Here is a 26220-nt window from a genome sequence, read left to right on the forward strand (position 1 = left end):
CTTAACTTGGGTAAAGCTTTTTTTGATTAAGGTAGTACGCTTTATAAAGCTGAAAGCTTCTGTGAGTTTCTTCGCTCAAAGAAGAGAGATCTTAAGCATTCGCAATTATTGCCAAGCCGCCGTTCGTGTCATCACGGGCTACCCTCAGCCACCTTTTTCCAGTGAGTGAGATCCACCTATTGATAGGTAGGTACCCGCACTTTCAATGGGAAATCTACTTTCTTCCTGAAAGCAGCAGGAACTCAATCAACTATTCATCAATTCCTCGATCTCCTCAGCTTCAACAGGGATATTTCGCATCAGATCAAAATAGCCTTTCCCTTCCTGAATCACAATATTATTTTCCAATCTGACTCCCAGACCCTCTTCTGGAATATAGATCCCCGGCTCCACGGTAAATACCATCCCCGGCTTGATCGGTCCATGCATCGTGCCTACATCATGTACATCCAATCCCAGATGATGGGAAGTACCGTGCATAAAGTACTTTTTGTATGCGGGCCAAGCCGGATCCTGATTTTTGATATCTGTCTGGTCTATCAATCCCAACCCAACCAATTCACTTTGCATGATCAATCCCACTTCCTTGTGATAGTCTTGAATAGTTGTTCCAATGATCAAAATGCGTGAAGCCTCCTTTTGCACCCGCAATACAGCATCATAAACGGCCCGCTGTCTCTCCGTAAACCTACCGCTCACCGGAATGGTACGGGTCATATCCGCATTGTAATTTCCATACTCTGCCCCCACATCCATCAGAAGCATTTCACCTGCCAGACATTCCTTATGATTTTCGATGTAATGGAGAACACAGGCAGATGCACCGGAAGCGATAATGGGCTCATAGGCAAATCCTTTGCTACGGTTTCTTACAAACTCGTGCAGGTATTCAGCTTCGATTTCATATTCGGTGACCCCGGGTTTTACAAAAGAAAGAATTCTTCTAAACCCTTTCTCTGTAATATTACATGCAGTCTGCAACTGATCAATTTCCTCCTTTTCCTTTACTCCTCTTAACTTATGCATGATAGGAGCTGAACGGTGGTAAGTATGTAGCGGAAAGCGCTTTTTGCACTCTTTGATAAATCGTGCATCCTTGGTTTCTACTACTACACCGGCACGCAAATGCTCATTGGTATTCAGGTAGATATTGCAGCAAAGTGCCATTACTGTATTGAAGACCTGGTCAAAATTCGCCAGCCACTGAATATTTTTGATGCCGGAAGTGGCCTCGGCTTCTTCCTTGGTGTATTTATGCCCTTCCCAAATTGCAATATGCTCGTTGGTTTCCCTGAGAAAAAGAATTTCCCGCATGTGTGGATTAGGGCAGTCAGGGGCTACCAACAGGATGGTTTCTTCCTGATCTATTCCTGTCAGGTAAAATAAATCATTGTTCTGACGAAAACGCATCGTCCCGTCAGCATTGGTAGGCATGATGTCATTGGAATGGAAAACTGCCACACTTCCTTCGGCAAGCTTGTAGCAAAATTTCTCGCGATTCTTGATATAAAGTGAACTGGAAAGAGGTTGATATTTCATGTGTTTATAATTGTTTTCTATTGGCCACATGGAATCTCGCACGGTTTATAATCATCCCACTGTGTGTCGTCTTCGACATGCTCGATTTCATCTGTTTATAATTGATTTCAATGGTCATTACCTGTCCCGATATGTCGGGGTGGAATCTTTAACGATTAACCCGCCAACCGGCGGAACCCTGTGTGTTTCAATGATGATTTTAATCGTGTCGATTTCATACGTTTATAATTTACTTTTTAGCGGCCATAATCTGTCCCGTCCGCAGCGGCGGATCGGGAGAATCCCGCATTACGGATAATCATCCTTCCATGTAACGCATTTGACATGTCTGTCTGCCGCCAAACAGGCTCGATTTGCCCCTTTTTTTTCTGATTCTGAAACGGAAAGTTACTAATTCTATGGTGAAAATTAGGTTAGAAATTCACCAAGAACCAATTTCCTGCGTTACTTTGTATATTACCGAAAGGGTAAATTATAGCATGGAATTAAACATCAAAGAACTAAGTAACGGCATTCGGATTGTCCATCAGGAAGTTACCCATACCAGACTAGTTCACTGTGGATTTATATTAGATATAGGGAGTAGAGACGAGACCAAAGAACAAGAAGGGTTGGCTCACTTTTGGGAGCATATGGCCTTCAAAGGTACTAGAAAGCGCAAAACATTCCATATACTCAATCGACTGGAATCACTCGGTGGTGAACTCAATGCCTACACCACCAAAGAGAAGGTTTGCTTCTATGCCTCCACCCTTAAGGAACATTACGGCAAAGCCTCCGAATTACTGTTTGACATCACCTTCAATAGTACTTTCCCTGAAAAACAGATCGAAAAGGAGCGTCAAGTTATTTTAGAGGAGATGGCCATGTATCGGGATTCGCCCGATGATGCGATACAGGATGAACTGGATGAGCTGGTTTTTGAGAATCATGCGCTGGGGAGAAATATTTTGGGTACAGAACAAACAGTCGGAAGCTTTACACAGCAGGACTTCTTCGATTTTATATCCACCCGATTGGACACTTCCAGACTGGTATTTTCAGTTGTGGGAAATATTTCTTTTCAGAAAGTGTTGCGCGGAATAGAAGGCTCTTTGTCCCAGATCCAGACAAAAAGAAGTCTATATATCCGAAATAACTTCACTAATTATACACCTAAGGTAAAAATCCAGGAACGGGACGTCAGTCAGTCACTCTGTGCTATTGGCCGACCGGCATTCTCCCTTTACAATCCCAATCGATTTAAGCTTTATCTTCTCAACAACATCCTGGGAGGCCCCAGTATGAACAGCCGTCTAAACCTCATGCTCCGTGAGAAACATGGTTATGTCTACAGTATCGAATCCAGCTATCAGCCTTTTTCAGATGTAGGTTTCTTTGGGATTTACTTTGGCACAGAGGGCAAAACGCTGAAAAAAGCCCAATCACTTGTTCTCAAAGAAATGAGCAAGTTGGCCAACGGGACTTTGGGAACACTTCAGCTTCATATGGCCAAAGAGCAAGCTATAGGACAAATGGCAATAGCTGAGGAAAACTACTCCGCTTTGATGCTGGTCTATGGCAAAAGCTTACTTGATCACGATAAAGTAGATCCTTTGGAAAACATCTTCAATCAAATCAGAAAAACTACAGGAAAAGATATACAGGAAATCGCGAGTGAAATCTTCAATCCGGACATGCTGACCTTTCTCACCTATACCCCTCAATAATCATGGAATTCATCGACCCAGCTCTTTTAACATATTGCGAAACTCACAGCAGTGAAGAGGATTATTTGCTAAAAAAGATCGCCAGAGAAACTCAGGCGAAAGTAATGATGCCCCGCATGATCTCCGGTCATTTGCAGGGAAAAATGCTGGAACTTTTCACCAAAATGAAAAATCCAAAAACAATTTTGGAAATCGGTACATACACAGGGTATTCGGGAATCTGCATGGCAAGAGGACTCGATAAAGACGGGAAGTTGATCACCCTGGACATCAATGATGAGTTGGAAGTGATGGTACGTGGATTTTTTGAAGAAAGCGGTATTAATGACAAAATCGATTACAGATTAGGAAATGCCATGGAAATCATCCCTACACTACCGGGGCCTTTCGACATGGTATTTATAGATGCAGACAAAATAAACTACATCAACTATTATGAGCTGATAATCGACAAGATGAATCCAGGGGGGATTATTTTAGCCGACAATGTGCTGTGGTCCGGGAAAATTTTGGCAGACGAAAGCCGACAAATAGACAAGAATACACAGGCAATTTTAGACTTTAATGCCCTAATCCAGAATGATCCCAGGGTAGAAAACGCCTTGCTTCCCATACGCGACGGAGTGATGATGGCAAGAAAAATCTAAGGTAAACGAAAAGGGGAATCATTTTTGCTAAAATGAGCCCGAAACGACGATGAAAGCCTTTTTCGAATGAAAAAAACACAAATCACCTATTTAATTTTCATCCTGCTAGTACTTTTTGGCCGAGAGTCCATGGCTCAAATCCCACAAGTCCCTGCTGAACTGGAATTTGCAGACCTTATCGTAAGAATCAATTCTCAGGCACGTCGTGAAATCCAATTAGATGTGGACGCACAATATCGCAACCCCTCCTATTTCAAAATCAAGCAGGAACGGGTCAATCTGTATATGCCCATCATCGAACGGGAGCTTAGAAATGCAGGAGTACCTGTGGATCTAAAATACCTGGTAATTCAGGAAAGTGGGCTGATCGGAGATGCAGTGTCCACCTCAAATGCAGTTGGCTTTTGGCAGTTTAAGCAAGGAACCGCCGAAGAGGTCTTTCTTAGAGTAGACAATCAAATCGATGAGCGAAAAAACATCGTTTCTTCTACTAAGGGCGCAGCACTGTACCTGCAAAAACACAACAATTCATTCGACAACTGGATGTGCGCCTTGGTATCCTATCAGATGGGCTTGGGTGGAGCCAAAGCTTACTTTGGATCTCAATACAATGGGAAGCGCATAGTAGATGTGGACCGCAATAGCCACTGGTATTTCAAGAAATTCCTAGCCCATAAAATCGCATTTGGAAGCCCAACGGTAATGCTTACCAATAGCGGACGCTATATGGTAGAAGAGCGTGTTCAAGGCCCTACAACACTCACAGCCCTTGCTAAAAAATACGGGGTAACCGAGAAGCATTTACAAGAATACAACCTGTGGACCCGCAACGGGAAAATCCCCGGAGACAGGGCTTACACAGTGGTCTATGTGAAAGATGGGTCAGCACCTATCCAGCAGGCAGTCATCGCTGCCGCACAGCCGCAAACCGGAGGACAGGCAGTAGTTACAAGCTCTTCTCCTGTTTATAAGCAAGCCGATTCTTATCCTAGAATAGCAGGAAACACCACCAAAGCTTCACTGCCTGATCAGATCAAAGTAAACAACCTCGACGGTGTACAAGCTGCTCAAGCTACAACCCTGGGTACATTTTCTGATCGCATAGGGGTCAAAGAAAACAAACTCAGAAGACTGAATGACCTTGACAAAGGGGAGCGTGTCGAAGCCGGAGAATATTATTATACGGAGAAAAAGAAAGCCAGTGCAGAAGTCGCTACCCATATTGTAAGACCCGGTGAAACGCTCTGGAGCATCTCCCAAAAATACGGCATTAAACTAGCTGCTCTTAAGTCCAAAAATAGAATTAGAAAAGACAGGGATTTAAAAGCCGGGATGGTACTCAACCTACAGGAGCATAGAAAACGTGGTGAGGAAATACCAAGGGTAAAGCTGAATACCCCGGCACCGGCCAGACAGGCAGTCGCCACCACTACTTCCGTTGCTTCACCTAGCCCTGCTGCCCAAGATAACACTTCAGTAGCACAGCCCTCCAGAATTACGCATACTGTGAGCAGTGGGGAAACATTATTTGCCATTAGTAAAAAATACGGAGTGACTGTCAATCAATTGAAAGACTGGAACAATATTGGAACTCAAAATATCATATCCATTGGGCAGAAATTGGTTATCTTTCGCCCCTAATCTGCAATCCCTAAGCTTTTTAAATGTCAAAGTATCTCCCGGTTTTTGGATTATTCCTACTGTGCCTCAGCCATACCATTCAGGCTCAGGATAGGCAATTCATTCCTGACACTGTACTGATCAACGGCGACACCTTGCTGATGCTTGGAGATTCCTTACTGATAGAAGAACCTAAAAAAGAAATCTTCTGGAAGACGGGGGGAAATTACAATCTCAATATACAACAGGTTACCTTGTCAAACTGGGCTGCAGGCGGATCGAGTACATTTGCACTAAATTCAGGTTTGACTCTTTTTGCAAATTACAAGAAAGACAATAAAGTCTGGGATACCCAACTTACGGTAAGTTTGGGCTTCAACAGACAGGATGACAGATCTTACAGAACTCGAAAAACCAACGACAACTTTACCTTTGTCACTAACTATGGTAGAGAACTATCAAAATTCTTCTATTTATCCACCCAGTTAGACGCAAGGGCCCAACTCCTTGCAGGATATAAATACACTAGACCTTCTGGAAGTGATCGGGATGAGCGAACCAAAATATCAGACCTACTTTCCCCTGGCTATATACAATCTTCTACGGGTCTTAATTACAGAAAAACCTACAACGATAAAAGTAAATTTTCTGTAATCCTATCCCCTTTCACGGGTAGATTTACTATTGTTTTAGACGATTCGTTAAGCAGAGCCGGTGCATTCGGGATAGTTCCCGGAGAAAATGTACGGGCTGAGGCTGGGGTTTCCATTGCTGCTTCTGTGGTGGACGTTCAGTTGATGAAAAATATCACATGGAAATCCGACCTTAATTTATTCTCCAATTACGAGGTATTTGGAAACATGGTAGTCAACTTCAATTCCGTGATTAGAATGAAAGTAAATAAATTCATTTCAACCCGGATAGAAACGGTGCTTATTTATGATGAAGAGGTATTTATCAACCAAGATGATGGCACTTCCAAGCAAGCTGTGCAGCTGCAAAACCTCATCAACTTTGGGATATCCCTGGATTTTTAGAAATCTGTCTCCAATCCAAATCTGCGCTGAAACTCCCCCAGTGCCGCATGCTTGTCCTTCAAAAAATTGAATTTATCAGTACTTGTATAGAGTTTATTACGCTCAGATTCCAATTCCTCCTTCAGTTCCAATTCCACTTTAAACTGATTGACCTTACCCAGTTCTCTGACAATCCGAACAAGCTCCGGTTTCATCTTCAACGCAAGCTCTTCCTGCACATGCCCCATTACTTCCAGAACTACCTTCCCCTCCCCGTTCATTCTCATAGCTTGCCCGAGAATGGCCAGTTCCATACTTTTCCCAAGCTTCTGGAAGTGTTCTCTTACGTTTGGAAACACCTCATCCAAAATCCCCTGCGTGAGATCTCTTCCCTTCTGTATTACTTCGACTACCTCTTCGCTAACCTTTGCTTTGGCATTCTCAAGCTCAACCTTGGCCTTTTGATCAGCCAATTGTTTGGTATGCCCAAGGTTTTTTGGAATAGAAATAGTCTTCAGTAGACCAGACTTAGAAGTGCCGGAAGAAGTAGGAAGGGAAATAGGCTCTTTAAGTGGCTCAGGAGCTACTTCTGTCAGACTTTTTTTTTTGCGTCTTCAGCCGCAATCATAGAGAGGCGGAACGCCTGCGGAAGCTTAGCCATTTTCATCAATGCCAATTCCACATGCAACCGCTGATTTTTAGAAGTTTTGTAATTGATATCGCAGTAGTTGGCGATGTTCAGAGCCGAAAGCAAAAAGGAGGCAGAAGTTGCTTCTGTCTGCTGCAAATAGCGTTCTTTAGCCGATTCAGAAACTTCTATCAATTCCACAGTCTCGGGATCCTTGGCAACCAAAAGGTCTCTGAAATGTTCACAAAGTCCAACTATGAAATTATGACCATCAAACCCTTTCTTTAAAATCTCATCAAAAATCAACAAGACCCTGGAAAGATCTTCCGAGACCAATGCATCCACGACTTTGAAATAATAATCATAATCTAAAATATGGAGATTGCCGATGGTTTCTTGATAAGTGACCTTTTTCCCGGCGGAATACGTCACTATCAAATCAAACATAGACAAGGCATCCCTTAGCGCCCCATCAGCTTTGGTGGCAATTAATCGAAGTGCTTCATCTTCATAATCTACCGTTTCCTTCTCTGCGATGTACTTGAGGTGTACCGCGATGTCTTTGATCTGAATTCTATTGAAATCAAAAATCTGGCACCGCGAAAGAATAGTAGGTATGATTTTATGCTTTTCGGTTGTAGCCAAAATAAAAATAGCATACTTCGGAGGTTCTTCCAAGGTCTTCAAAAAGGCATTAAAGGCCTGGTTGGACAGCATGTGAACCTCATCAATGATGTAGACTTTGTACTGCCCTTTTTGGGGGGCATATCGTACTTGGTCTACCAGATTACGAATGTCATCTACCGAGTTGTTCGAAGCAGCATCGAGTTCGTAGATATTGAAAGAGCTATTGTTCTGAAAAGAGACACAGGACTCACATTCACCGCAGGCTTCAAAATCTGCCTGAAGATTTTCACAGTTAATCGTCTTCGCTAGGATACGGGCACAGGTAGTTTTACCCACCCCACGTGGACCACAAAACAAAAAAGCCTGGGCTAAGTGATTGTTTTTTATGGCATTCTGAAGCGTGGTAGTAATATGCTGCTGCCCAACTACGCTTTTGAAATCTGCCGGTCTGTATTTTCTTGCCGAAACGACGAAATTTTCCATCACCGCAAGATATAAAAAACTCTATACTCGGGAAGCCTGAAAAATCGCAATTTGAGACAATTTTCGCTAATTATTTGAGCACTAGGAAGATGAAATATAAGAGAATTAGAAGATTGATTTTGGTGGGTTGAAAGTAGGAAGGAAATAAAGTTGTAGAGTATGTCAAAGTCGCAGAGACATCAGCACCACCAAAAAGCGGATTATGGCATTTTGGAATTTATGTTTAAAATTTCCCACACGAAATTCTTAACAGCTCCACTTTGGAACGAAAATACAATTAACTTTGTAATCCAAATTCAAATGGGGCTGACCGGTTTTGACAGTAAGTGTAAAGATCGGGCTCGCATGCAGGCTGGAGTATGTATGGCCTTAAAAAATTCATACGCACTATAAATGGCGAAGAATCTTACGCTATGGCTGCCTAATCTTACCTTAACAGGAAAGAAAGCTTAAAGGGTTGAGTTACGAGAGTAATTCCCCGGCCACATCTCACCGCCCGTTGTCTGATCCGGGTGGATCTGAGGTGTCGACTTGACCGGACTGCGGCCTGTGATGCTATTAAGCAGGTCTAAGACAAATAGCTAAGCCGGATTCAGGTGTGTCACCCAGCATAATCCGGTCGAAAATCCAACAGGTGACTAAGCATGTAGACGGTACGTTGTTTCCTTATCTGGACGCGAGTTCGAATCTCGCCAGCTCCACGGAAAAAGCTAAAAAAAAGTTGAAGAAATTATACAAAATGACTTCAATAAATTGATTAAAAGGAATTAAATAGCTGATTAACAGTCTTTTAATTTTAGATTATCAGATTTTAGCTTTTCAGAATTGTAAAATTAAAGCCTGCAAAAAGACTCTTTGCAGGCTTTTTTTTGTGGCTAAAACCACCAAAATCTTCACAATTACTCAAAATTCAGTTGCGTCATTCGTGTAGTTCGGCTTCTCCCAAAAAAAAGACGCTGGCTGGAAGTCATAGTTAACTGATTATGAACATGTTCATATATTGAGCTTCTTGTTATTTAGAGCCTGATTTTCGAGTTTTATTTAACTTTAAACTAATTTGTCATGTTAGAAAAAAGCTTCGGATTGCATTTCTTCTTGAAACAATCCAAAAAAGAAACCGGATCAGCGAGGTATGTCTACCTCAGGATTACCGTGGATGGTCAATCAAAAGAACTGTCTACCAAAAGATTGTGGGCAGTTTCACGATGGAATACAGCTTTTGGTAGAGCAGAGGGGACAAAAGAAGATGCCAGAGAATTAAATGCCTATTTGGACACCATCCATCACAAAGTACTTCAGGCGAAAAAACAATTACTTGAATCAGACAAGGAAATTTCCGCCGAATCCTTGAAAAATATTATCCTTGGTATTGGAGAAAAAAGAAAAATGATCCTAGAAATCTTCCAAGAACACAATGATAATTTAGAATCATTGGTAGGAAAGGATTTCGCAGAAGGGACCCTGCTACGCTACAAAACCTCGCTGGACCACACCCGCTCATTTATTAACTGGAAGTACAAGAAAAAGGATATGGACATAAAGCAGTTAGATTACGAGTTTATCTCATCCTACGCTTTCTGGCTTAAGAGTATTAGAAATTGCAATCACAATACCACTGTAAAATATCTCAACAACTTTAAAAAAGTAGTTCTAATCTGCATCAATAATGGATGGCTTGACAGAAACCCATTCATCCGTTTCAAGATGGCGACCAAAGTCAACAACAGGGTTTTTCTTACTTGGCATGAAATAGAAAATTTAATAGAGAAAAAATTCTCTATACAACGTCTTAGCCAGGTTAGGGATATTTTCCTTTTTAGCTGCTTTACTGGACTAGCCTATATTGATGTCAAAAATCTAAAAAGGAATCAGATTTCTACGGGAATAGATGGGGAAAAATGGATTTATACCCATCGACAAAAAACAGATTCTCCTACCCGTTTACCCTTATTACCAAAAGCTTTGGAACTTATTGAAAAGTATAAGAACCATCCTCAATGCCAGGACGAGGCTCATGTCCTACCAGTATTGAGCAACCAAAAGATGAATTCGTATCTTAAGGAAATCGCAGATGTCTGCGAGATCAATAAACCACTAACTTTTCATATAGCAAGGCACACATTTGCGACAACAATCACGCTTGCCAACGGAGTCCCTATCGAAACCGTATCAAAAATGCTCGGACACAAATCCCTTAAGCAGACACAGCACTATGCCAAAATCCTAGATACGAAGATAAGTTTTGACATGAAGGCACTCCGAGATAAGTTAAAATAAATTAAGAATACAGCTTATTTTATGGAGAGTCCAAAACTCAAAAATGAATCTTACATTGAACAAGAACAACGGAAAATCAAAATATGCCAGGGAATTGATGGGGAGGGGGAAACTCTAATTGAGGTCAAGTTTAAATAGGAAACTATCTAGTAAACAAACCATATTTTTCAAAATTAATTTACCCAAATAGAAATGGACCTATTCATAGCCGAAAAATCGAACATTGAAACAACTGAAACCAAAATCAACGGAATGACTTGTGTGAGTTGCTAAGTCCACTTAAGTCACGAATTAAATAAATTCAACGGAATCGTATACTCAAAAACGTCCTTTGAAAATGGAAATGTAATTATTGAATTTGAAAAAACAGAAATCGAGAAAGCAATTAATTCAACAGTCTATAGCGTAACCGACAAAGATGAAAACAAATGGTAGTTCAATTAAAACCAGAAATAAATTGTCCAAACTGCAGACATAATAAATCAGAGGATCTGCCAAAAAATGCATGGCAGTTTTTCTATATGGAACAGTACCTTGTTCACTAATTCAAGAAAACGAAAGTTGTTGTTAAAAACCATTGCAATAAGCCAAATACACTTCCAATTCTCACATGCTTTCAGATAAGTCAGAAGTTGCAAAAAATATTTCTTTGCAAAGTTTAAAGGAAATCTTAAACCCAATTAAGAAAATTGCGTAGATTAAGATTCAGCTAAATTATTTCAAAGCCTCAGGAATTTATCCTATAATTGTATTAGTGAAAAAATCATTTTCCATAGTTTTAGCATTTTTACTTCTTTTCACAAACATCGGTTTGGCGAAAAGCAGTCATATATGCATGGGATCTGAAATGTTAAATGCAATAGGTCTTTCTGCCAAAAATTTGGATTGTGGTATGAAACACCAAAAGTCTTCTTCTTCTGAAGAAGGGGGCTTAAGTGAAGCAAACCCATGTTGTCAAAATAGTTTTGAACTTGTTCATAACGATGGGGATCAACAATTAAAAGTTCTTCAATTAGATTCAGCCCAACTAATTTTTGTTGCGGCATTTACCCAATCCTTTATCTTTGGTATTGAATTAACAAGTACTGAAGCTTATATAAATCCATTTATTTCCCCCCCTTCGATTGAAAAAAACTACACAGTTCTTTTTCAATCATTCCTGATTTAATACTTCCTGGTAATCGGTCATCCGACCTCTTTTTTCCTAGTAGCTTTCAACTACCTGGCCTCTTTATTCTAGTTTCCCCTTTTACCAGGATTAAATCATGCTTAACTCAATTATCAAGTATTTTCTTGAGAATAAACTCGTTACCGTACTCTTACTGATTGCTCTGATTGCATGGGGCATAGTGACTGCTCCATTTGGTTGGAAAGTCGGTGCTCTACCTTCCGATCCTGTTCCAGTGGATGCCATTCCAGATATTGGCGAAAATCAACAGATCGTATTCACACAATGGCCAGGAAGATCTCCCCAGGATATTGAAGACCAGATTTCCTACCCACTTACGACTTACTTATTAGGAATTCCAGGTGTCAAGTCCATCCGCAGTTCCTCTATTTTTGGCTTTTCAAGCATCTACATCATCTTTGATGAAGACACAGAATTTTATTGGTCAAGATCCAGAATTCTGGAAAAACTCAGTTCATTACCGGCAGGGCTACTTCCAGAAGCTGTTCAACCAGGATTGGGACCCGATGCCACAGCACTGGGGCAAGTCTATTGGTACACACTCGAAGGTAGAGATGAACAAGGAAATCCTACTGGGGGCTGGGATCTCCATGAGATCAGAACTGTCCAAGACTTCTTTGTGAAATATGGATTAAATGCAGTCGAAGGCGTTTCTGAAGTAGCTTCTATTGGTGGATTTGTACAGGAATATCAAGTGGATGTTAACCCTGACGCACTTAAAGCCTACAATATTCCCTTAATGAAAGTCATGGAGGCGGTAAAGCAATCCAACCGGGATGTAGGTGCTAAAACTATAGAAATCAATCAAGCTGAGTATTTAGTCCGCGGCTTAGGTTACATCAAAAAGGTAGAAGATCTGGAAGAAGCTGTAGTTGCTGTCGAGCAAAACGTTCCGGTCCGAATAAAGGATATCGGCGTAGTGAGCCTAGGACCTGCAAACAGAAGAGGGCTTCTCGATAAAGATGGGGCTGAAGTAGTAGGCGGAGTTGTAGTCGCTCGATACGGTTCCAACCCCCTTCAGGTCATCAATAACCTCAAAGAGAAAATCAACGAAATAGCTCCGGGTCTTCCCAAAAAGACTTTGGCAGATGGCCGTATAAGTCAGTTGACTATAGTGCCATTTTACGATAGGTCAACCCTGATCCAGGAAACTTTAGGAACGTTGGAAGAGGCTCTTTCGCTAGAGATCCTGATTACTATTTTGGTGGTAATCGTGATGGTTTATAATCTCAGAGCTTCCATCTTGATTTCCAGTTTATTACCGATCGCCATTCTCATGGTTTTTATAGCCATGCGCTACTTCGGAGTAGATGCAAACATCGTAGCTCTTTCAGGTATAGCCATCGCTATCGGAACTATGGTGGATCTTGGAATTATACTTTCTGAAAATATCATCAAACACATTGACGAAGCTCCACCTGAGCAAAAATTAATCACCACCATATACAAGGGATCTTCCGAAGTAGCTACTGCAATTCTAACTGCAGTGTCTACAACTATTGTGAGCTTTATTCCTGTTTTTACCATGGAAGCTGCAGAGGGAAAACTATTTGGTCCTCTAGCCTATACCAAGACTTTTGCTCTTATAGCAGCTTTGATAGTTTCATTATTAATTCTACCCATGTTGGCTCATATATTTTTTGGTTTCAAAGTCAAAAATCAGCGGTACAAGCTAATAGGTAATGGTTTATTACTTATGCTCGGTATTGGAGTTCTGATTTACGGTTATACTTGGGCAGGGATAATGTTGGTATTCTTTAGTATCATTTCTTTTGCAAAATTCTATGTAGAAAAAGAAGCGATAACAATTCCAACTCGCATTCTACCAGTATACAATCAACTTGAAATTATTCTGGCAATCGTAGGAGTGGTATGGCTCTTAGCTACTTATTGGCTACCACTAGGAGCTTCTCATTCTATTATTGCCAATGTGTTATTTGTCGCCATTTTGGTCAGCCTGATCTTAGGTGCATTCTCCATATTGGAATACAATTACAAACGTGTATTAACCTGGTGCCTAGACCACAAAACTGCCTTCCTCAGTATTCCTGCAGCCTTAATTTTGTTAGGAGCAACCGTTTGGCTTGGCTTTAATGCCGCCTTTGGACTAATTCCCAAAGCCACCAATCTCATAGGTTGGGATATTCAATCCAGTAAACCATGGTCTAGCTTATCACATACTTTCCCGGGGATGCAAAAGGAATTTATGCCTTCTCTGAATGAAGGAAGCTTCCTACTCATGCCAACTGCGATGCCTCACTCTGGCATTGCTTACAATAGAAAAATTATTGGTCAATTGGATATGCTGTTGACTAACATTCCGGAGGTTGATCTGACAGTTGGGAAATTGGGAAGAGTAGAATCTGCACTGGATCCAGCTCCGATTTCCATGTACGAGAATATCATTAATTACAAGTCAGAATATCTTCTCAACTCCAAAGGGCATAAACAGCGTTTCAAAATTGATAAAGAAGGTAGGTTCATATTTGCCTCTGGTGACACCCTATCGAATCAGGACGCTCTTGCACAAAATAAGTCTACAAAAAATTTGATCCCTGATGAGAATGGGATGTATTACAGAAACTGGCGCGATCATATAGAATCCCCAGATGATATCTGGAATGAAATTATTGCAGTCACAAAAATCCCAGGAATCACATCCGCACCTAAGCTCCAACCCATTGAAACCCGACTGGTTATGCTCCAAACTGGCATGCGGGCACCTATGGGAATCAAAGTCTATGGGCCTGATTTGCAGACCATCGAGAACTTTGGTATTCAACTGGAAACTATATTAAAGCAGGTTCCCTCAGTCAAAGAAGAAGCAGTATTCGCTGATAGAATTGTCGGGAAGCCCTATCTACAGCTGAATATAAACCGAGAGAAAATCGCCCGATTTGGGTTAACAATAGAAAATGTACAGCAAACAATAGAAACGGCTATTGGAGGCATGAATATCAGTACCACCGTAGAAGGACGGCAGCGATTCCCTGTCCGTGTTCGCTATCCACGGGAATTACGAGATGATCCTGAGAGCTTGTCCAAAATCTATGTTTCTACCCCTACAGGAGCTCAAATCCCTTTAGGGCAACTTGTTGACTTCGACTATGTCCGAGGACCTCAGGCAATCAAAAGTGAGGAGACTTTTTTGGTGGGTTATGTGCTATTCGATAAGCGGGATGGGAATTCTGAAGTGACCACAGTCGAGGATGCCAAACGGCTGATCCAAAGCAAAATTGATTCAGGCGAGCTGGAAGTCCCAACTGGAGTGACTTACAAATTCTCCGGTAGCTACGAAAATCAGGTTCGTGCAGAAAAACGCCTGAGCATCATCGTCCCGGCAGTATTGGTCATTATCTTTTTGATTCTTTATTTCCAGTTCAAATCCGTAAGCACCACTTTCATGGTCTTCACTGGAATTGCTATGGCGTTCTCCGGGGCTTTTATTACGCTATGGTTCTACGGCCAGCCTTGGTTTGCTGATTTTAACCTCTTTGGCACAAATATGCGGGACCTGTTCCAAGTACACCAAATAAATCTGAGCGTAGCGGTTTGGGTTGGGTTCATTGCGCTTTTTGGTATTGCTACCGATGATGGGGTGCTGATGGCTACTTATCTGGACCAGAGTTTTGAACGCAACAAAACTGACAATTTTAAAGGAATACGAAAGGCAATTGTGGAAGCTGGACAGCGTCGAATAAAACCGGCAGTCATGACTTCGGCTACTACCATTATAGCCTTACTTCCGATTTTAACCTCCTCGGGACGAGGGTCAGATATCATGATTCCGATGGCTATTCCGGCTTTTGGAGGAATGATCGTGGCTGCTATCACCTACTTTATTGTACCTGTCTTATACTCCATCCGGGAAGAACGAAAACTTAAAAAAAGCTGAAAATGAAAACTATCACACTTTCCATTCTTTTGCTTCTGGGTATGAGTTTCTCAGCTAGTTCGCAAAGTTTAGAAGACTATTTTCGAATAGGCGCTGAAAACAATCCAGGTCTTCAAGCTAAATACAAGGCATTTGAAGCTGCCATGGAAAAAATCCCGCAGGTAGGATCCTTACAAGATCCAAACCTGTCTTTTGGATATTTCATATCTCCGGTTGAAACCAGAGTTGGTCCTCAGAATGCCCGCTTTTCTTTGACGCAGATGTTCCCTTGGTTCGGTACGCTAAGAGCTCAGGAAGATGTAGCTTCCTTCATGGCTGAAGCAAAATATCAGGAATTTCTGGATGCTAAGAACCAACTATACAGCCAATTGGCCACTGTTTATTATCCTTTGGTAGAAACGCACGAATTGATAAACCTAGAACGGGAGAATCTGAAAATCCTGGAAACTTATTACTCATTAGCTACTTCAAAATTCGAAAACGGTCAAGGTTCTCTTGCAGATGCACTACGAGTAGAAATTATGATTCAGGCAACCAAAACTAACATCGAAGTGCTACAGATGAAAATCAAAGGAAGCAATTCATGGTTCAATTCCCTGCTTTCCAGATCTCATGATTCCCCCGTTGAGATCTCTGAGATGCTCCAAATCACGGATGCTGACCGGCAGATTTCAACTGATTCAATCCAGGCAAACCCCATGTTGGGGAGTATAGATTTGAAAATTCAGGCCAGTGAAGCAAGCGTGCGTGTTGCCCAAAAGCAAGGAATGCCAAAGCTAGGTGCAGGTGTCGATTATGTACTTGTCGGCGAAAGAACAGATATGGACATCCCAGATAACGGGAAAAATGTCTTGATGCCTATGGTCACGATGAGCCTACCGATTTTCAGAGGGAAATATAAGGGTGCACAGAAGGAAGCCAAACTTATGCAGGAATCTTATCAACTGGAGAAGGACGAACTCAACAATAAACTATTTGGCTCCTATTACCGCTTCTCCACCGACATGGAGATTCAGGAGAATCTGATCTCGCTGTATAGCAAACAAGTGCAAACGTCCGAGCAAACTCTGGAATTACTTTATTCTGCCTATAGCAATTCAGGAAACGACTTTGAAGAGGTCTTGAGGGTACAGCAACAACTGTTGGAATATCAAAAAATGAAACTCAAAGCCACGGTAGCTTATCAAACTTCCTTGGCTCAAATCAATTATATAACCGCTAAAACCTACTGATTATGAAAAGTAAGAACTATTTAAAATTCGCAGCAATGATGGCAGTTTCCTTTGTCATTATGTATGGAGTAATGTTTCTAAATGCAGATTTATTCGAGCATGTCATGCTAAGCACTACCAGGACCTATATGACCATCTTGATGGTTGCCCCTATGGCCATTTCCATGCTTCTATTTATGTGGGGAATGTATGAGAATAAAAAGACCAATTACATTATTCTAGCCTCTTCCCTAATCGTTTTCATAGGTACGCTGACTATGCTGAGAAATCAAACCTTAATTGCAGATGTGCAATGGATGAAAGCCATGATTCCACATCACTCTTCAGCCATCATGGTAAGCCAAAAAGCTCATCTCCAAGATCCAGAAGCACAGAAATTGGCGCAGGATATCATAGAAGCACAGCAGCGGGAGATCGCTCAGATGCAGGCAATGATTGAGCGACTGGAGGCGACAAAATAAGCGATGAGACTTATGCTAAAATATCTCATTGGTTCCATTCTGTTTCTTCTTTGCATGGGCGAGAACAGCAGTTTGGCAAAAGCAGATCAGACACCAGCTGACACTGCCACTTATACTTTATCTATAAAAAAAGATATGGTAACCAAAGCTGGAAAACCTGTGCCCGCTATGACTGTTAATGGTGGAATTCCAGGCCCTACACTGACTTTTCATGAAGGTGGATATGCTGTCATCTATGTCAAAAATGAAATGGATGTGGAAACTTCCGTGCACTGGCATGGAATATTATTGCCAAATTTCTTTGATGGAGTCCCCTATCTGACCACACCTCCGATACTGCCTGGAGAAACCCAAAAATATGAGTTCCCTCTGAAGCAGGCTGGAACCTATTGGTACCATTCGCATACAATGCTTCAGGAGCAAAGTGGTGTTTACGGCTCTATAGTTATTGAGCCGAAGGAAAAAACACTGGAATATGATACAGATTTGGTCATTCTCCTGTCTGATTGGACTAATCAGAAAGCCATGAATGTAATGCGAAACCTAAAGCGAGGAAATGAATGGTATAACATCAAAAAAGGCACTGCAACACCTCTAAATCAAGTGATAGCAAGAGGAGGCTTCGGTGCTCAGATGAATTTTTGGAAACAACGAATGGAAGGTGCTGACATTGCAGACATTTACTACAATGCTTTCCTTACAAATGGCCAGTCTACCTCAGAGTACCCCGATTTGAAACCTGGGGAGAAAGTGCGTGTACGGTTTATCAACGGATCTGCATCATCACAGTTTTGGTTGACTTTCGGAGGAGCGGATCCCCTGCTTGTGTCTGCTGACGGTCTGGACGTGGAGCCAATAGTCCACAATAAGACTTTTATCGCCATCGCCGAGACCTACGACTTCATTGTCACTATTCCAGATTCTGGAAAGATAGAAATCAGAGCAACTGCACAAGACGGCTCAGGGCAAACGTCTGCTTTCTTAGGAAATGGAAATATCCTCAGTGCTCCAGATGTCCCCCGCCCCGACAAAATAGGAATGATGATGAAAATGGCAAAGATGGACATGAAAATGGGAGCCCCAGCCATGAAGTTTAAACCTTCCGAAGAGAATCCAATAGAAATGATGGATAAGTGGGGAATGCAAATGGATGATAAGTTGAACATGGACGACATGAATCCTAATGAAATGAATAAGGATCACTCGAAGATGGAGAAGACTGAAATGACAATGGATCATTCCAAGATGAATATGGAGGAGAAAAGCTCAAGTGATTCTTCTAAAAAAGTTACTATGCAAGGCATGGATCATTCCAAAATGGACCACAATCAACCAATGGCTAAACCTATGGAAACGGATGGTAAAATGGACATGGGTGCGTCTATGGACAAAATGCCTGGTATGGATATGTTCGCCGAATACAATTACGACTACCTAAAATCACCCGAAAAAACCAGCTTCCCAGCCAATGAAGCTGTAAATGAAGTTCTGCTGAATCTTACAGGAAATATGTGGCGCTACATCTGGAGCATGAATGGAGTACCACTAGCTGAAGCTGATAAGATAAAAATCGAAGGCGGAAAAGTGACCCGAATTACCTTGAACAACCTCACGATGATGCATCACCCGATGCACCTTCATGGCCATTTCTTCAGAGTAATCAACGATAAAGGCGAATATTCACCTCTCAAGCATACGGTGAATGTGCCTCCAATGCAAAAGATCACTATTGAATTTGAAGGTAGCGAAGAGGGAGATTGGTTTTTCCACTGTCATGTGCTTTATCATATGATGGGTGGAATGGCCAGGATATTCTCTTACGAAAACCCACGAGATCCAAGATTAAAAGGCTTTCCGCTAAAAAAACTTATTAAAGAAAGTGATGAATATTTTAACTGGGGAACTGCGAATGTAGCCTCTCAAATGGTAGGTCTAAACCTAATGTCTTCAAATATTCGCAATCAGTTCAACCTGAATATGGAATATGGATATAACCAGAATTTTGAAGCAGAGGTAAGCTACGAACGATATCTCTATGATTATTTCAGAGTATTCGCTGGAGTGAACCTGGAAAATGAGGTGGCCGAAAGTCTTGATGAGATCAATGCTACGGCAGTGGTCGGGATTCGATTCCTCACACCTTACTTATTCAATCTCGATGTAAGGCTTGATAGCAAACTCAGACCAGAATTCAGAATCAACAGAGAAATCATGATTTTCCCACGAACTACCATTTTCGCTAATTATGAATATCAAATGGATTTTGGATGGACAAATACCCTTCCCGAATCAGGCGAAAACTCCAACTACAAAGGGGAGACTACCTGGTCAGCGGGTGCTAGTTATATTTTCTCCAGAAACTTCTCTGTCATGGGAAGTTACGACAATCGTTTTGGCGCCGGTGGTGGATTGACAGTTAGATTTTAAAATCTTTTAGACAGCTATTTAAACAAAGATAAAATGGAACATTCAGACCATAAACGTAAGGAACATGAATCCCATCAAAAGGGAAAGCATGGAATGAAAGGTCATGACCATAGCATGCATCATATGCATATGATCCAAGATTTCAAAAAGCGATTCTGGATTTCTCTGGTGATCACCTTGCCAATAGTAGTCTTGGCACCAATGATCCAAGGGCTTTTGGGCTATGAATTCAGATTTGAAGGAGACCGATACTTGCAATTCGCCCTTTCCTCGGTGGTCTTCTTTTATGGAGGCTGGCCATTCTTAAAGGGCATGGTAGAGGAACTGAAAAAGAAAAAACCAGGCATGATGACATTGATTGCACTGGCGATTTCAGTAGCCTATTTCTATAGCTCAGCTGTAGTCTTTGGCCTTTCTGGAAAAATATTCTTTTGGGAATTGGTTAGTTTGATTGATATCATGCTGCTAGGACATTGGATAGAAATGAAATCAGTGATGGGAGCTTCTAATGCTCTTCAGGAACTGGCTAAAATGATGCCTTCAGAAGCTAGGAGAATAAAGGAAAATGGTGAATCCGAAGATGTTCCTATTGCAGAGCTAAAATCTGGAGACACAATTTTAGTGAGACCAGGTGAAAAAATTCCAGCTGATGGTGAAATCCTGGAAGGGAGCAGTCATGTAAATGAATCCATGCTTACAGGTGAGTCCAAACCAGTGGCAAAACAGAAAGACGATGAAGTGATCGGTGGATCAGTGAATGATAATGGTGCCCTAAAAATCAAAGTGAAGCACACTGGAGAAGAGTCGTACTTGTCCAAAGTAATAGGATTAGTTACAGAGGCACAAAAAACGAAGTCCAATACTCAAAATTTGGCTGACAAAGCTGCAGGCTGGTTGTTCTACATCGCTTTGGCAGCAGGAATTATCACCTTGGTAGTATGGCTAAGCCTTGGCAAAGAATTCAATTACGCCCTGGAGAGAATGGTCACGGTCATGATAATATCCTGTCCCCATGCATTAGGTCTGGCAGTGCCATTGGTTGTTGCTATTTCCACTTCCGTTTCTGCTAAGCACGGCTTGTTGATTCGCAACAGGACTGCATTCGAAAATTCAAGGAACCTGACCACCATCATTTTTGACAAGACAGGAACCTTGACCAAAGGTGAATTCGGAGTGACTCGATTCAAAAGTGTAGCAGAGGGAATGGATGATAAAGAGTTACTCGCCATTGCAGCAGCACTTGAAAATAGTTCTGAACATCCAATTGCAGCTGGAATTGTAAGAAAATCAAAGGAGCTAGAATTAAAACTAGGCAAGCCAGAAAACTTCCAAAACATCACTGGAATGGGCATAAAAGCCAATCTTGACGGGAAAGAGATTAGTATTTTAAGCCCGGGCGGGTTAAAACAAAAAGAAATAGAACAACCTGAAGGTGCTTTCAAAACAGAAGATGAAACAGTAGTCTTTGTACTTTCGGATGAAAAGCTTATTGGTTACATCGCATTAGCGGATGAAATCCGTGATGAGTCTCAAGAAGCTATCAATACACTTAAAAAGCACGGAATTAAGATCTTAATGGCTACCGGCGACAATGAAATAGTTGCCAAAGCAGTAAGTGAGACACTCGGGCTGGACGGCTATTATTCAGAAGTATTGCCGGAAGACAAGCAAAAGATCATCAAAGACCTACAAGCTAAAGGTGAATTCGTGGCTATGACCGGAGATGGTGTCAACGATGCCCCAGCTTTAGCTCAGGCAGATGTAGGAATCGCTGTTGGATCAGGTACTGACGTTGCTGCTGAAACTGCCGATATCATTTTGGTCAATAGCAACCCAATAGACATCGCCAACCTGATCCTATTCGGAACTGCTACTTACAAAAAAATGATGCAGAATATCTGGTGGGCAGCAGGATATAATATCGTAGCCGTTCCCTTGGCTGCAGGAGTATTGGCTGGCGCCGGAATTATTCTAAGCCCAGCAATTGGTGCAGCTCTGATGAGTTTAAGTACAGTCATCGTGGCCTTCAACGCACAATTATTAAAACGGCAGATCAAATCTTAACTGACATTATCTAAAAAAGAAATACATAAACCACCCATTGGCACATAAGATTTCTGGCTGCTAGGCGCTTAGATAAGAAACTTAAAGCATAGGTAAACATCAATAAATAAAACTAAGTATCCGTAAAATTCAAAATGAAGTAAAATGAAAACTCAAAAAACAATTCTATCGCTGGCATTAATTGCTGGACTTTCTTTTTCACTAATTGCATGTGGAGAAAAGAAACAAGAGGATCATACCATGGGATCAGAAGACCATAATGCAATGTCTGAATCTATGGACAACATGGATAAAGGAATGGACATGAGTGGACCGGCCACTAAGACTGATCTAATAGATGAGTACTTGGAAATCAAAACAGCTCTTGGAAACAACAGTAAGGAAGAAGCTGCAAAAGCAGCAACTAAACTGGCTGAGAATGCAAAAACCATTTCATTCGATCAGTTAACCGATGAAAAGAAATCCGAAGTAAGTAGCATATTGGAAGTTATCCAAGAACACAGCGAGCACATCGCCAAAAGTGAAATGGATCATCAGATTGAGCATTTTGAGGCAATGGGAAAAGACTTCACAGATCTATTGGCAATTGTAGGCTCGGACAGAAAGCTATATCAGCAGCAGTGTCCAATGTATAACAAGAATGAAGGTGGCATATGGCTGAGTGATTCAGAAGAAATAAAGAATCCCCTGTTTGCTGGTAAAATGAAAACCTGTGGAGCTGTAAAGCAAGTGATAGAAATCGGATGAAAAAAGTAGTCGGGGTTTTTACAACCTTACTCCTTATTGTCTTGGTGGGAATTCAATTCATTCCCACCAATCAAAATCCTTACCTGCCTAAAGATTCCAATGATTTCATAATTCTTAATAATCCACCTGTGAATATTGGAAAGATGCTTAAAACTTCATGCTACAACTGCCATAGTGATCAGATCAACTACCCATGGTATAGCAAACTTCAGCCTGCTGCTTGGTTACTTGAAAAACATATCCGGGAGGGTAAGGAAGAATTAAATCTTTCTCAATATGGATCACTATCCGAGAGAATGGAAAAAATGAAATTAGAGAGTATGATTAAACAAATTGAGCAAAAAAAAATGCCTATTTCCTCATACACTCTCATACATCGGGATGCAATATTATCTGACTCAGACCGAAAGGAACTCGTTGCTTACCTGCAAAACTTACAGTGAATGGAATTTAACAAATTCATGATTTTAGTTTAAAAATTGAATTTGACATAGTAAACATTAGGATTAAAAATTCTAAGTAATACACAAAATGAAAAATATATTCAATAACAAATTTGTCCTGATTGCTGTCACTTTGCTGATCGGACTGACCATAGGTTGGCTACTTAAGCCTGCTCCTTCTCCAAAACTAGAAGCCGATGAACATGAGCATGTCGAGTCGATCGCTGGAATCCCTATTACCTACACTTGCTCCATGCACCCTCAAATCCGACAGAATGAGCCAGGTGATTGTCCAATCTGCGGAATGGACCTAATCCCATTGGAGAATGATAATGCTGATGCTGATCCTATGGCTGTAACCATGTCTCCTACTGCAATGCAACTTGCAGGGGTACAATCAATCCTAGTTGGTAATGCTGATGCTGGAAAGTCAATTCGTCTGAACGGAAAAATTCAAGCTGATGAACGTCAGAATTATACACAATCAGCGCATATACCGGGAAGGATTGAAGAATTGTCCGTAAACTTCACGGGTGAATATGTAAAAAAAGGCCAGGTATTAGGCCAAATTTATTCACCGGAATTGGCTACCGCCCAAGAAGAACTTTTTCAGGCACAGAAGATCAAGGATTCCCAACCTGCGCTTTTCAATGCAGCCAAAGAAAAACTTAAAAATTGGAAACTGACTGATTCCCAGATAGCACAAATTCTTGCTACAGGAAAAGTAACCGAGCAACTACCAATTTTAGCGAATGTATCAGGATATGTCACTGATAAAATGGTGAATCTGGGCGACTATGTGAGCAAAGGGGAACCTATATATCAAATTGCTGATCTCAGCAAAGTCTGGGTATTATTTGACGTCTATGAATCAGAATTGCAATGGGTGAAAAAAGGTGATCAAATCGAATTTACTGTTCAGTCCCTTCCTGGTGAGACTTTCACCGGAAAACTCAGCTACATCGACCCGATGATCAACCCTCAGACAAGAGTAGCAAAAGCAAGGCTGGAAGTGAGTAATTCTAACCTGAAATTCAAGCCTGAAATGTTTGTATCCGGGAAAGTGGAAAGTAACGGTAAGTCTATAGATAACAGCATCATAGTTCCAAAAACGGCTGTGATGTGGACAGGAACGAGATCTGTGGTTTATGTGAAGAATGTTTCAGATCAAGCAGTAAGTTTTAAGCTTCGGGAAGTAACTCTTGGCGCATCTTTGGGCTCAGAATATGTCATTACTTCAGGTTTAGAATCAGGAGAAGAAATCGCAGTAAATGGCACATTCAGCATTGATGCTGCCGCTCAACTTGCGGGGAAACCGAGTATGATGTCTCCTGATGGAGGAGCTGCAATGACTGGACACAATCATGGTGGAATGCCTGGAATGAAAATGGAAACTACTAATCACTCATCGCCAAGAGCGGTAGTGTTAACGCCCCAAGCTAAAGATGAGCTGAAGCTGATTTTTGACAGCTATTTCGAATTAAAAAATGCTTTGACCAAAGATGATCTGTCCATTGCCAAAGCTAGCGCTGCTACAATGCTTGCTTCAGTGGAAAAAGTAAATATGTCCGAGTTCAAAGGAGATGCCCATGTGGAATGGATGAAATACGAAAAAAACATTAAAGTCGATTTGGTTAGAATTAAGAGTGCCAAATCTCTGGAAGAGATCCGAAATTCATTTCTTTCTATCTCAGACGAAATGGTTGATTTGGCCGAAAATTTCACGCCTTTGGCTTCCAAAATTTATGTGCAGCATTGTCCAATGGCAGATTCCAACAAAGGTGCTGATTGGCTGAGTCTGGAGGAAAAAGTTATGAACCCATACTTTGGAAAAGCTATGCTCTCCTGTGGAGAAGTCACCAAAACAATTCAATAATAAAACCGCCCAACTACATGAAAATCAAACTAATATTACTAGCCTTATTTGCGACTGCAGCCTGCAATCCAAAAAATAAAGAAAACCATGAAATGGATCACATGGAACATCAAATGGAATCAGAATCTCATGAAATTCATGAGGCGAAGCCCGCGGAAGTACCCAAAAGCCCCCGAACTTCAGCTATGGCCATGACAGGTGGTAATCATATTTATATTGATTACAGTGCTCCAAGTGTAAGAGGGAGACAGATTTTTGGCGGGCTTGTGGCTTATAATGAAGTCTGGGTGACAGGTGCCCACAAAGCTACCAATATCAAATTTGACAAAGATGTGATCATAAACGGCGAAACGATAAAGGCTGGCCAATATGGGTTTTTTACCATCCCAGGAAAAGAGGAATGGACAATATTACTGAATCAGGATTGGGACATGCATTTGGCAGATGACTATAATGCTTCCAATGATCTGATCAGGATCAATGTAAAACCGGAAAAATTAAATGAAACTGTGGAAGCGCTGACTTTCGAAGTCAAAGAAAAAGATGCCAAAACAACTACAGTCGCAATTTCATGGGACAAGACTAAGGTCTCGTTTGAAGCAGTGAACGCTGAATAATGAGAAAAAACAATCAATATTATGCACGGAGAATCCATAGATTTCTAGGTGTATTTATAGGAATCCAATTTATCTTTTGGACTATTTCCGGGCTATACTTCAGTTGGACAGATATCGATGAAATACATGGAGATCATTTTCGTAATGATCATATGATGCATGAAAATGCTAGCGAACTAATCGACATCAATCAGCTCGATTCCACCCTAAAGATCTCAACCCTAGAACTTAGATTTGTAAATCATGAACCCTACTATTGGGTGAATGAAAGCAAGCTATTTGATGCCAAATCAGGAAAGCTTCATTCAGAGATTTCTGAGGCTGAAGCACGAGAAATCGCTCAAATTTATATCAAAGAAAATCTCCAAATCAGGGAAGTTAATTACCTGACTGATGCTGGGGCTCATCACGAATACCGAGGTACATCGCTTCCTGCATGGGCAATACATTTCGATACCTCTGAAAATCTGGTAGCATATGTAGATGCTAAGAGTGGCCAGTTTACCAAAGTCAGGCACCGAGCTTGGCGTTGGTTTGACTTTCTTTGGATGTTCCACACTATGGACTATGCGGGGAGAGACAACTTCAACAACCTCCTCTTAAGGATATTTTCTCTTGCTGGGTTAGCGGCTGTAGGGTCAGGTTTCACTTTATTCATCATGACTCTTAAGAAAAAAAGGCAATCTAAAAAATAGAATTCTCCATGTTGAGTAAAGTTTATTA

Annotated in this window: 19 protein-coding genes and 1 other RNA gene; 17 read left to right on the plus strand and 3 right to left on the minus strand. The window is 41.3% G+C overall.

Annotated elements, in window-relative coordinates:
- Positions 1–246: 246 nt before the first annotated feature.
- Positions 247–1539: an aminopeptidase P family protein gene (locus tag ID165_RS13255; RefSeq protein ID WP_192085317.1), complete on the minus strand. Its 1293-nt coding sequence runs from the start codon at positions 1537–1539 to the stop codon at positions 247–249.
- A gap of 479 nt (positions 1540–2018) precedes the next feature.
- Between ID165_RS13255 and ID165_RS13260 the strand changes: the two genes are divergently transcribed.
- From ID165_RS13260 to ID165_RS13275, 4 genes are all read left to right on the plus strand, one after another.
- Positions 2019–3248, plus strand: a complete 1230-nt coding sequence (locus ID165_RS13260; RefSeq protein ID WP_192085318.1) for a pitrilysin family protein — start codon at positions 2019–2021, stop codon at positions 3246–3248.
- Between the two features lie 2 nt (positions 3249–3250).
- Positions 3251–3895, plus strand: a complete 645-nt coding sequence (locus tag ID165_RS13265) for an O-methyltransferase (RefSeq protein WP_192085319.1) — start codon at positions 3251–3253, stop codon at positions 3893–3895.
- Between the two features lie 66 nt (positions 3896–3961).
- Positions 3962–5536 (plus strand): lytic transglycosylase domain-containing protein, encoded by a 1575-nt coding sequence (locus ID165_RS13270; RefSeq protein WP_192085320.1) that lies wholly within the window; start codon positions 3962–3964, stop codon positions 5534–5536.
- A gap of 23 nt (positions 5537–5559) precedes the next feature.
- A complete protein-coding gene (locus ID165_RS13275; protein ID WP_192085321.1) occupies positions 5560–6552 on the plus strand; it encodes a DUF3078 domain-containing protein in 993 nt (330 codons plus the stop codon).
- Here ID165_RS13275 and ID165_RS13280 read toward each other — a convergent pair.
- Together ID165_RS13280 and ID165_RS13285 are read right to left on the minus strand one after the other, a co-directional pair.
- Positions 6549–7004 (minus strand): hypothetical protein, encoded by a 456-nt coding sequence (locus tag ID165_RS13280; RefSeq protein WP_192085322.1) that lies wholly within the window; start codon positions 7002–7004, stop codon positions 6549–6551. The two genes, ID165_RS13275 and ID165_RS13280, sit on opposite strands and share 4 nt — an antisense overlap.
- 119 nt (positions 7005–7123) lie before the next feature.
- On the minus strand, positions 7124–8269 hold the full coding sequence (locus ID165_RS13285) for a DNA polymerase III subunit gamma/tau (protein ID WP_192085323.1): 1146 nt from the start codon (positions 8267–8269) through the stop codon (positions 7124–7126).
- Positions 8270–8571: 302 nt separating this feature from the next.
- Here ID165_RS13285 and ssrA point away from each other — a divergent pair.
- From ssrA to ID165_RS13350, 13 genes are all read left to right on the plus strand, one after another.
- Positions 8572–8973, plus strand: a transfer-messenger RNA (tmRNA) gene (gene ssrA / locus ID165_RS13290).
- A 358-nt stretch (positions 8974–9331) separates the two neighbouring features.
- Complete coding sequence (locus ID165_RS13295) at positions 9332–10546, plus strand: site-specific integrase (protein ID WP_192085324.1); 1215 nt, start codon at positions 9332–9334, stop codon at positions 10544–10546.
- Positions 10547–11300: 754 nt separating this feature from the next.
- Complete coding sequence (locus ID165_RS13300; protein WP_192085325.1) at positions 11301–11714, plus strand: hypothetical protein; 414 nt, start codon at positions 11301–11303, stop codon at positions 11712–11714.
- Positions 11715–11811: 97 nt separating this feature from the next.
- Complete coding sequence (locus ID165_RS13305; protein WP_192085326.1) at positions 11812–15630, plus strand: efflux RND transporter permease subunit; 3819 nt, start codon at positions 11812–11814, stop codon at positions 15628–15630.
- A gap of 2 nt (positions 15631–15632) precedes the next feature.
- Positions 15633–16862, plus strand: a complete 1230-nt coding sequence (locus ID165_RS13310) for a TolC family protein (RefSeq protein WP_192085327.1) — start codon at positions 15633–15635, stop codon at positions 16860–16862.
- A 2-nt stretch (positions 16863–16864) separates the two neighbouring features.
- On the plus strand, positions 16865–17323 hold the full coding sequence (locus ID165_RS13315) for a DUF305 domain-containing protein (RefSeq protein ID WP_192085328.1): 459 nt from the start codon (positions 16865–16867) through the stop codon (positions 17321–17323).
- Between the two features lie 12 nt (positions 17324–17335).
- Positions 17336–19750 carry a multicopper oxidase domain-containing protein gene (locus ID165_RS13320; protein WP_192085329.1) on the plus strand — a complete coding sequence of 805 codons (2415 nt, stop codon included), beginning with the start codon at positions 17336–17338 and terminating at the stop codon, positions 19748–19750.
- A gap of 33 nt (positions 19751–19783) precedes the next feature.
- Positions 19784–21814: a copper-translocating P-type ATPase gene (locus ID165_RS13325; RefSeq protein WP_192085330.1), complete on the plus strand. Its 2031-nt coding sequence runs from the start codon at positions 19784–19786 to the stop codon at positions 21812–21814.
- A 144-nt stretch (positions 21815–21958) separates the two neighbouring features.
- The gene (locus ID165_RS13330) at positions 21959–22561 is read left to right on the plus strand and encodes a DUF3347 domain-containing protein (protein ID WP_192085331.1); all 603 of its coding nucleotides are present in this window, start codon (positions 21959–21961) and stop codon (positions 22559–22561) included.
- A complete protein-coding gene (locus ID165_RS13335) occupies positions 22558–23004 on the plus strand; it encodes a heme-binding domain-containing protein (RefSeq protein ID WP_192085332.1) in 447 nt (148 codons plus the stop codon). Before ID165_RS13330 ends, ID165_RS13335 begins: the two co-directional genes overlap by 4 nt.
- 88 nt (positions 23005–23092) lie before the next feature.
- Positions 23093–24880 (plus strand): efflux RND transporter periplasmic adaptor subunit, encoded by a 1788-nt coding sequence (locus ID165_RS13340; RefSeq protein WP_192085333.1) that lies wholly within the window; start codon positions 23093–23095, stop codon positions 24878–24880.
- A 17-nt stretch (positions 24881–24897) separates the two neighbouring features.
- Positions 24898–25497, plus strand: coding sequence for a DUF2911 domain-containing protein (locus ID165_RS13345; RefSeq protein ID WP_225586721.1), 600 nt, complete (start codon positions 24898–24900; stop codon positions 25495–25497).
- The gene (locus ID165_RS13350) at positions 25497–26192 is read left to right on the plus strand and encodes a PepSY domain-containing protein (RefSeq protein ID WP_192085334.1); all 696 of its coding nucleotides are present in this window, start codon (positions 25497–25499) and stop codon (positions 26190–26192) included. Before ID165_RS13345 ends, ID165_RS13350 begins: the two co-directional genes overlap by 1 nt.
- Positions 26193–26220: the final 28 nt, after the last annotated feature.

The organism is Algoriphagus sp. Y33, from assembly GCF_014838715.1.
Classification (GTDB): Bacteria; Bacteroidota; Bacteroidia; order Cytophagales; family Cyclobacteriaceae; genus Algoriphagus.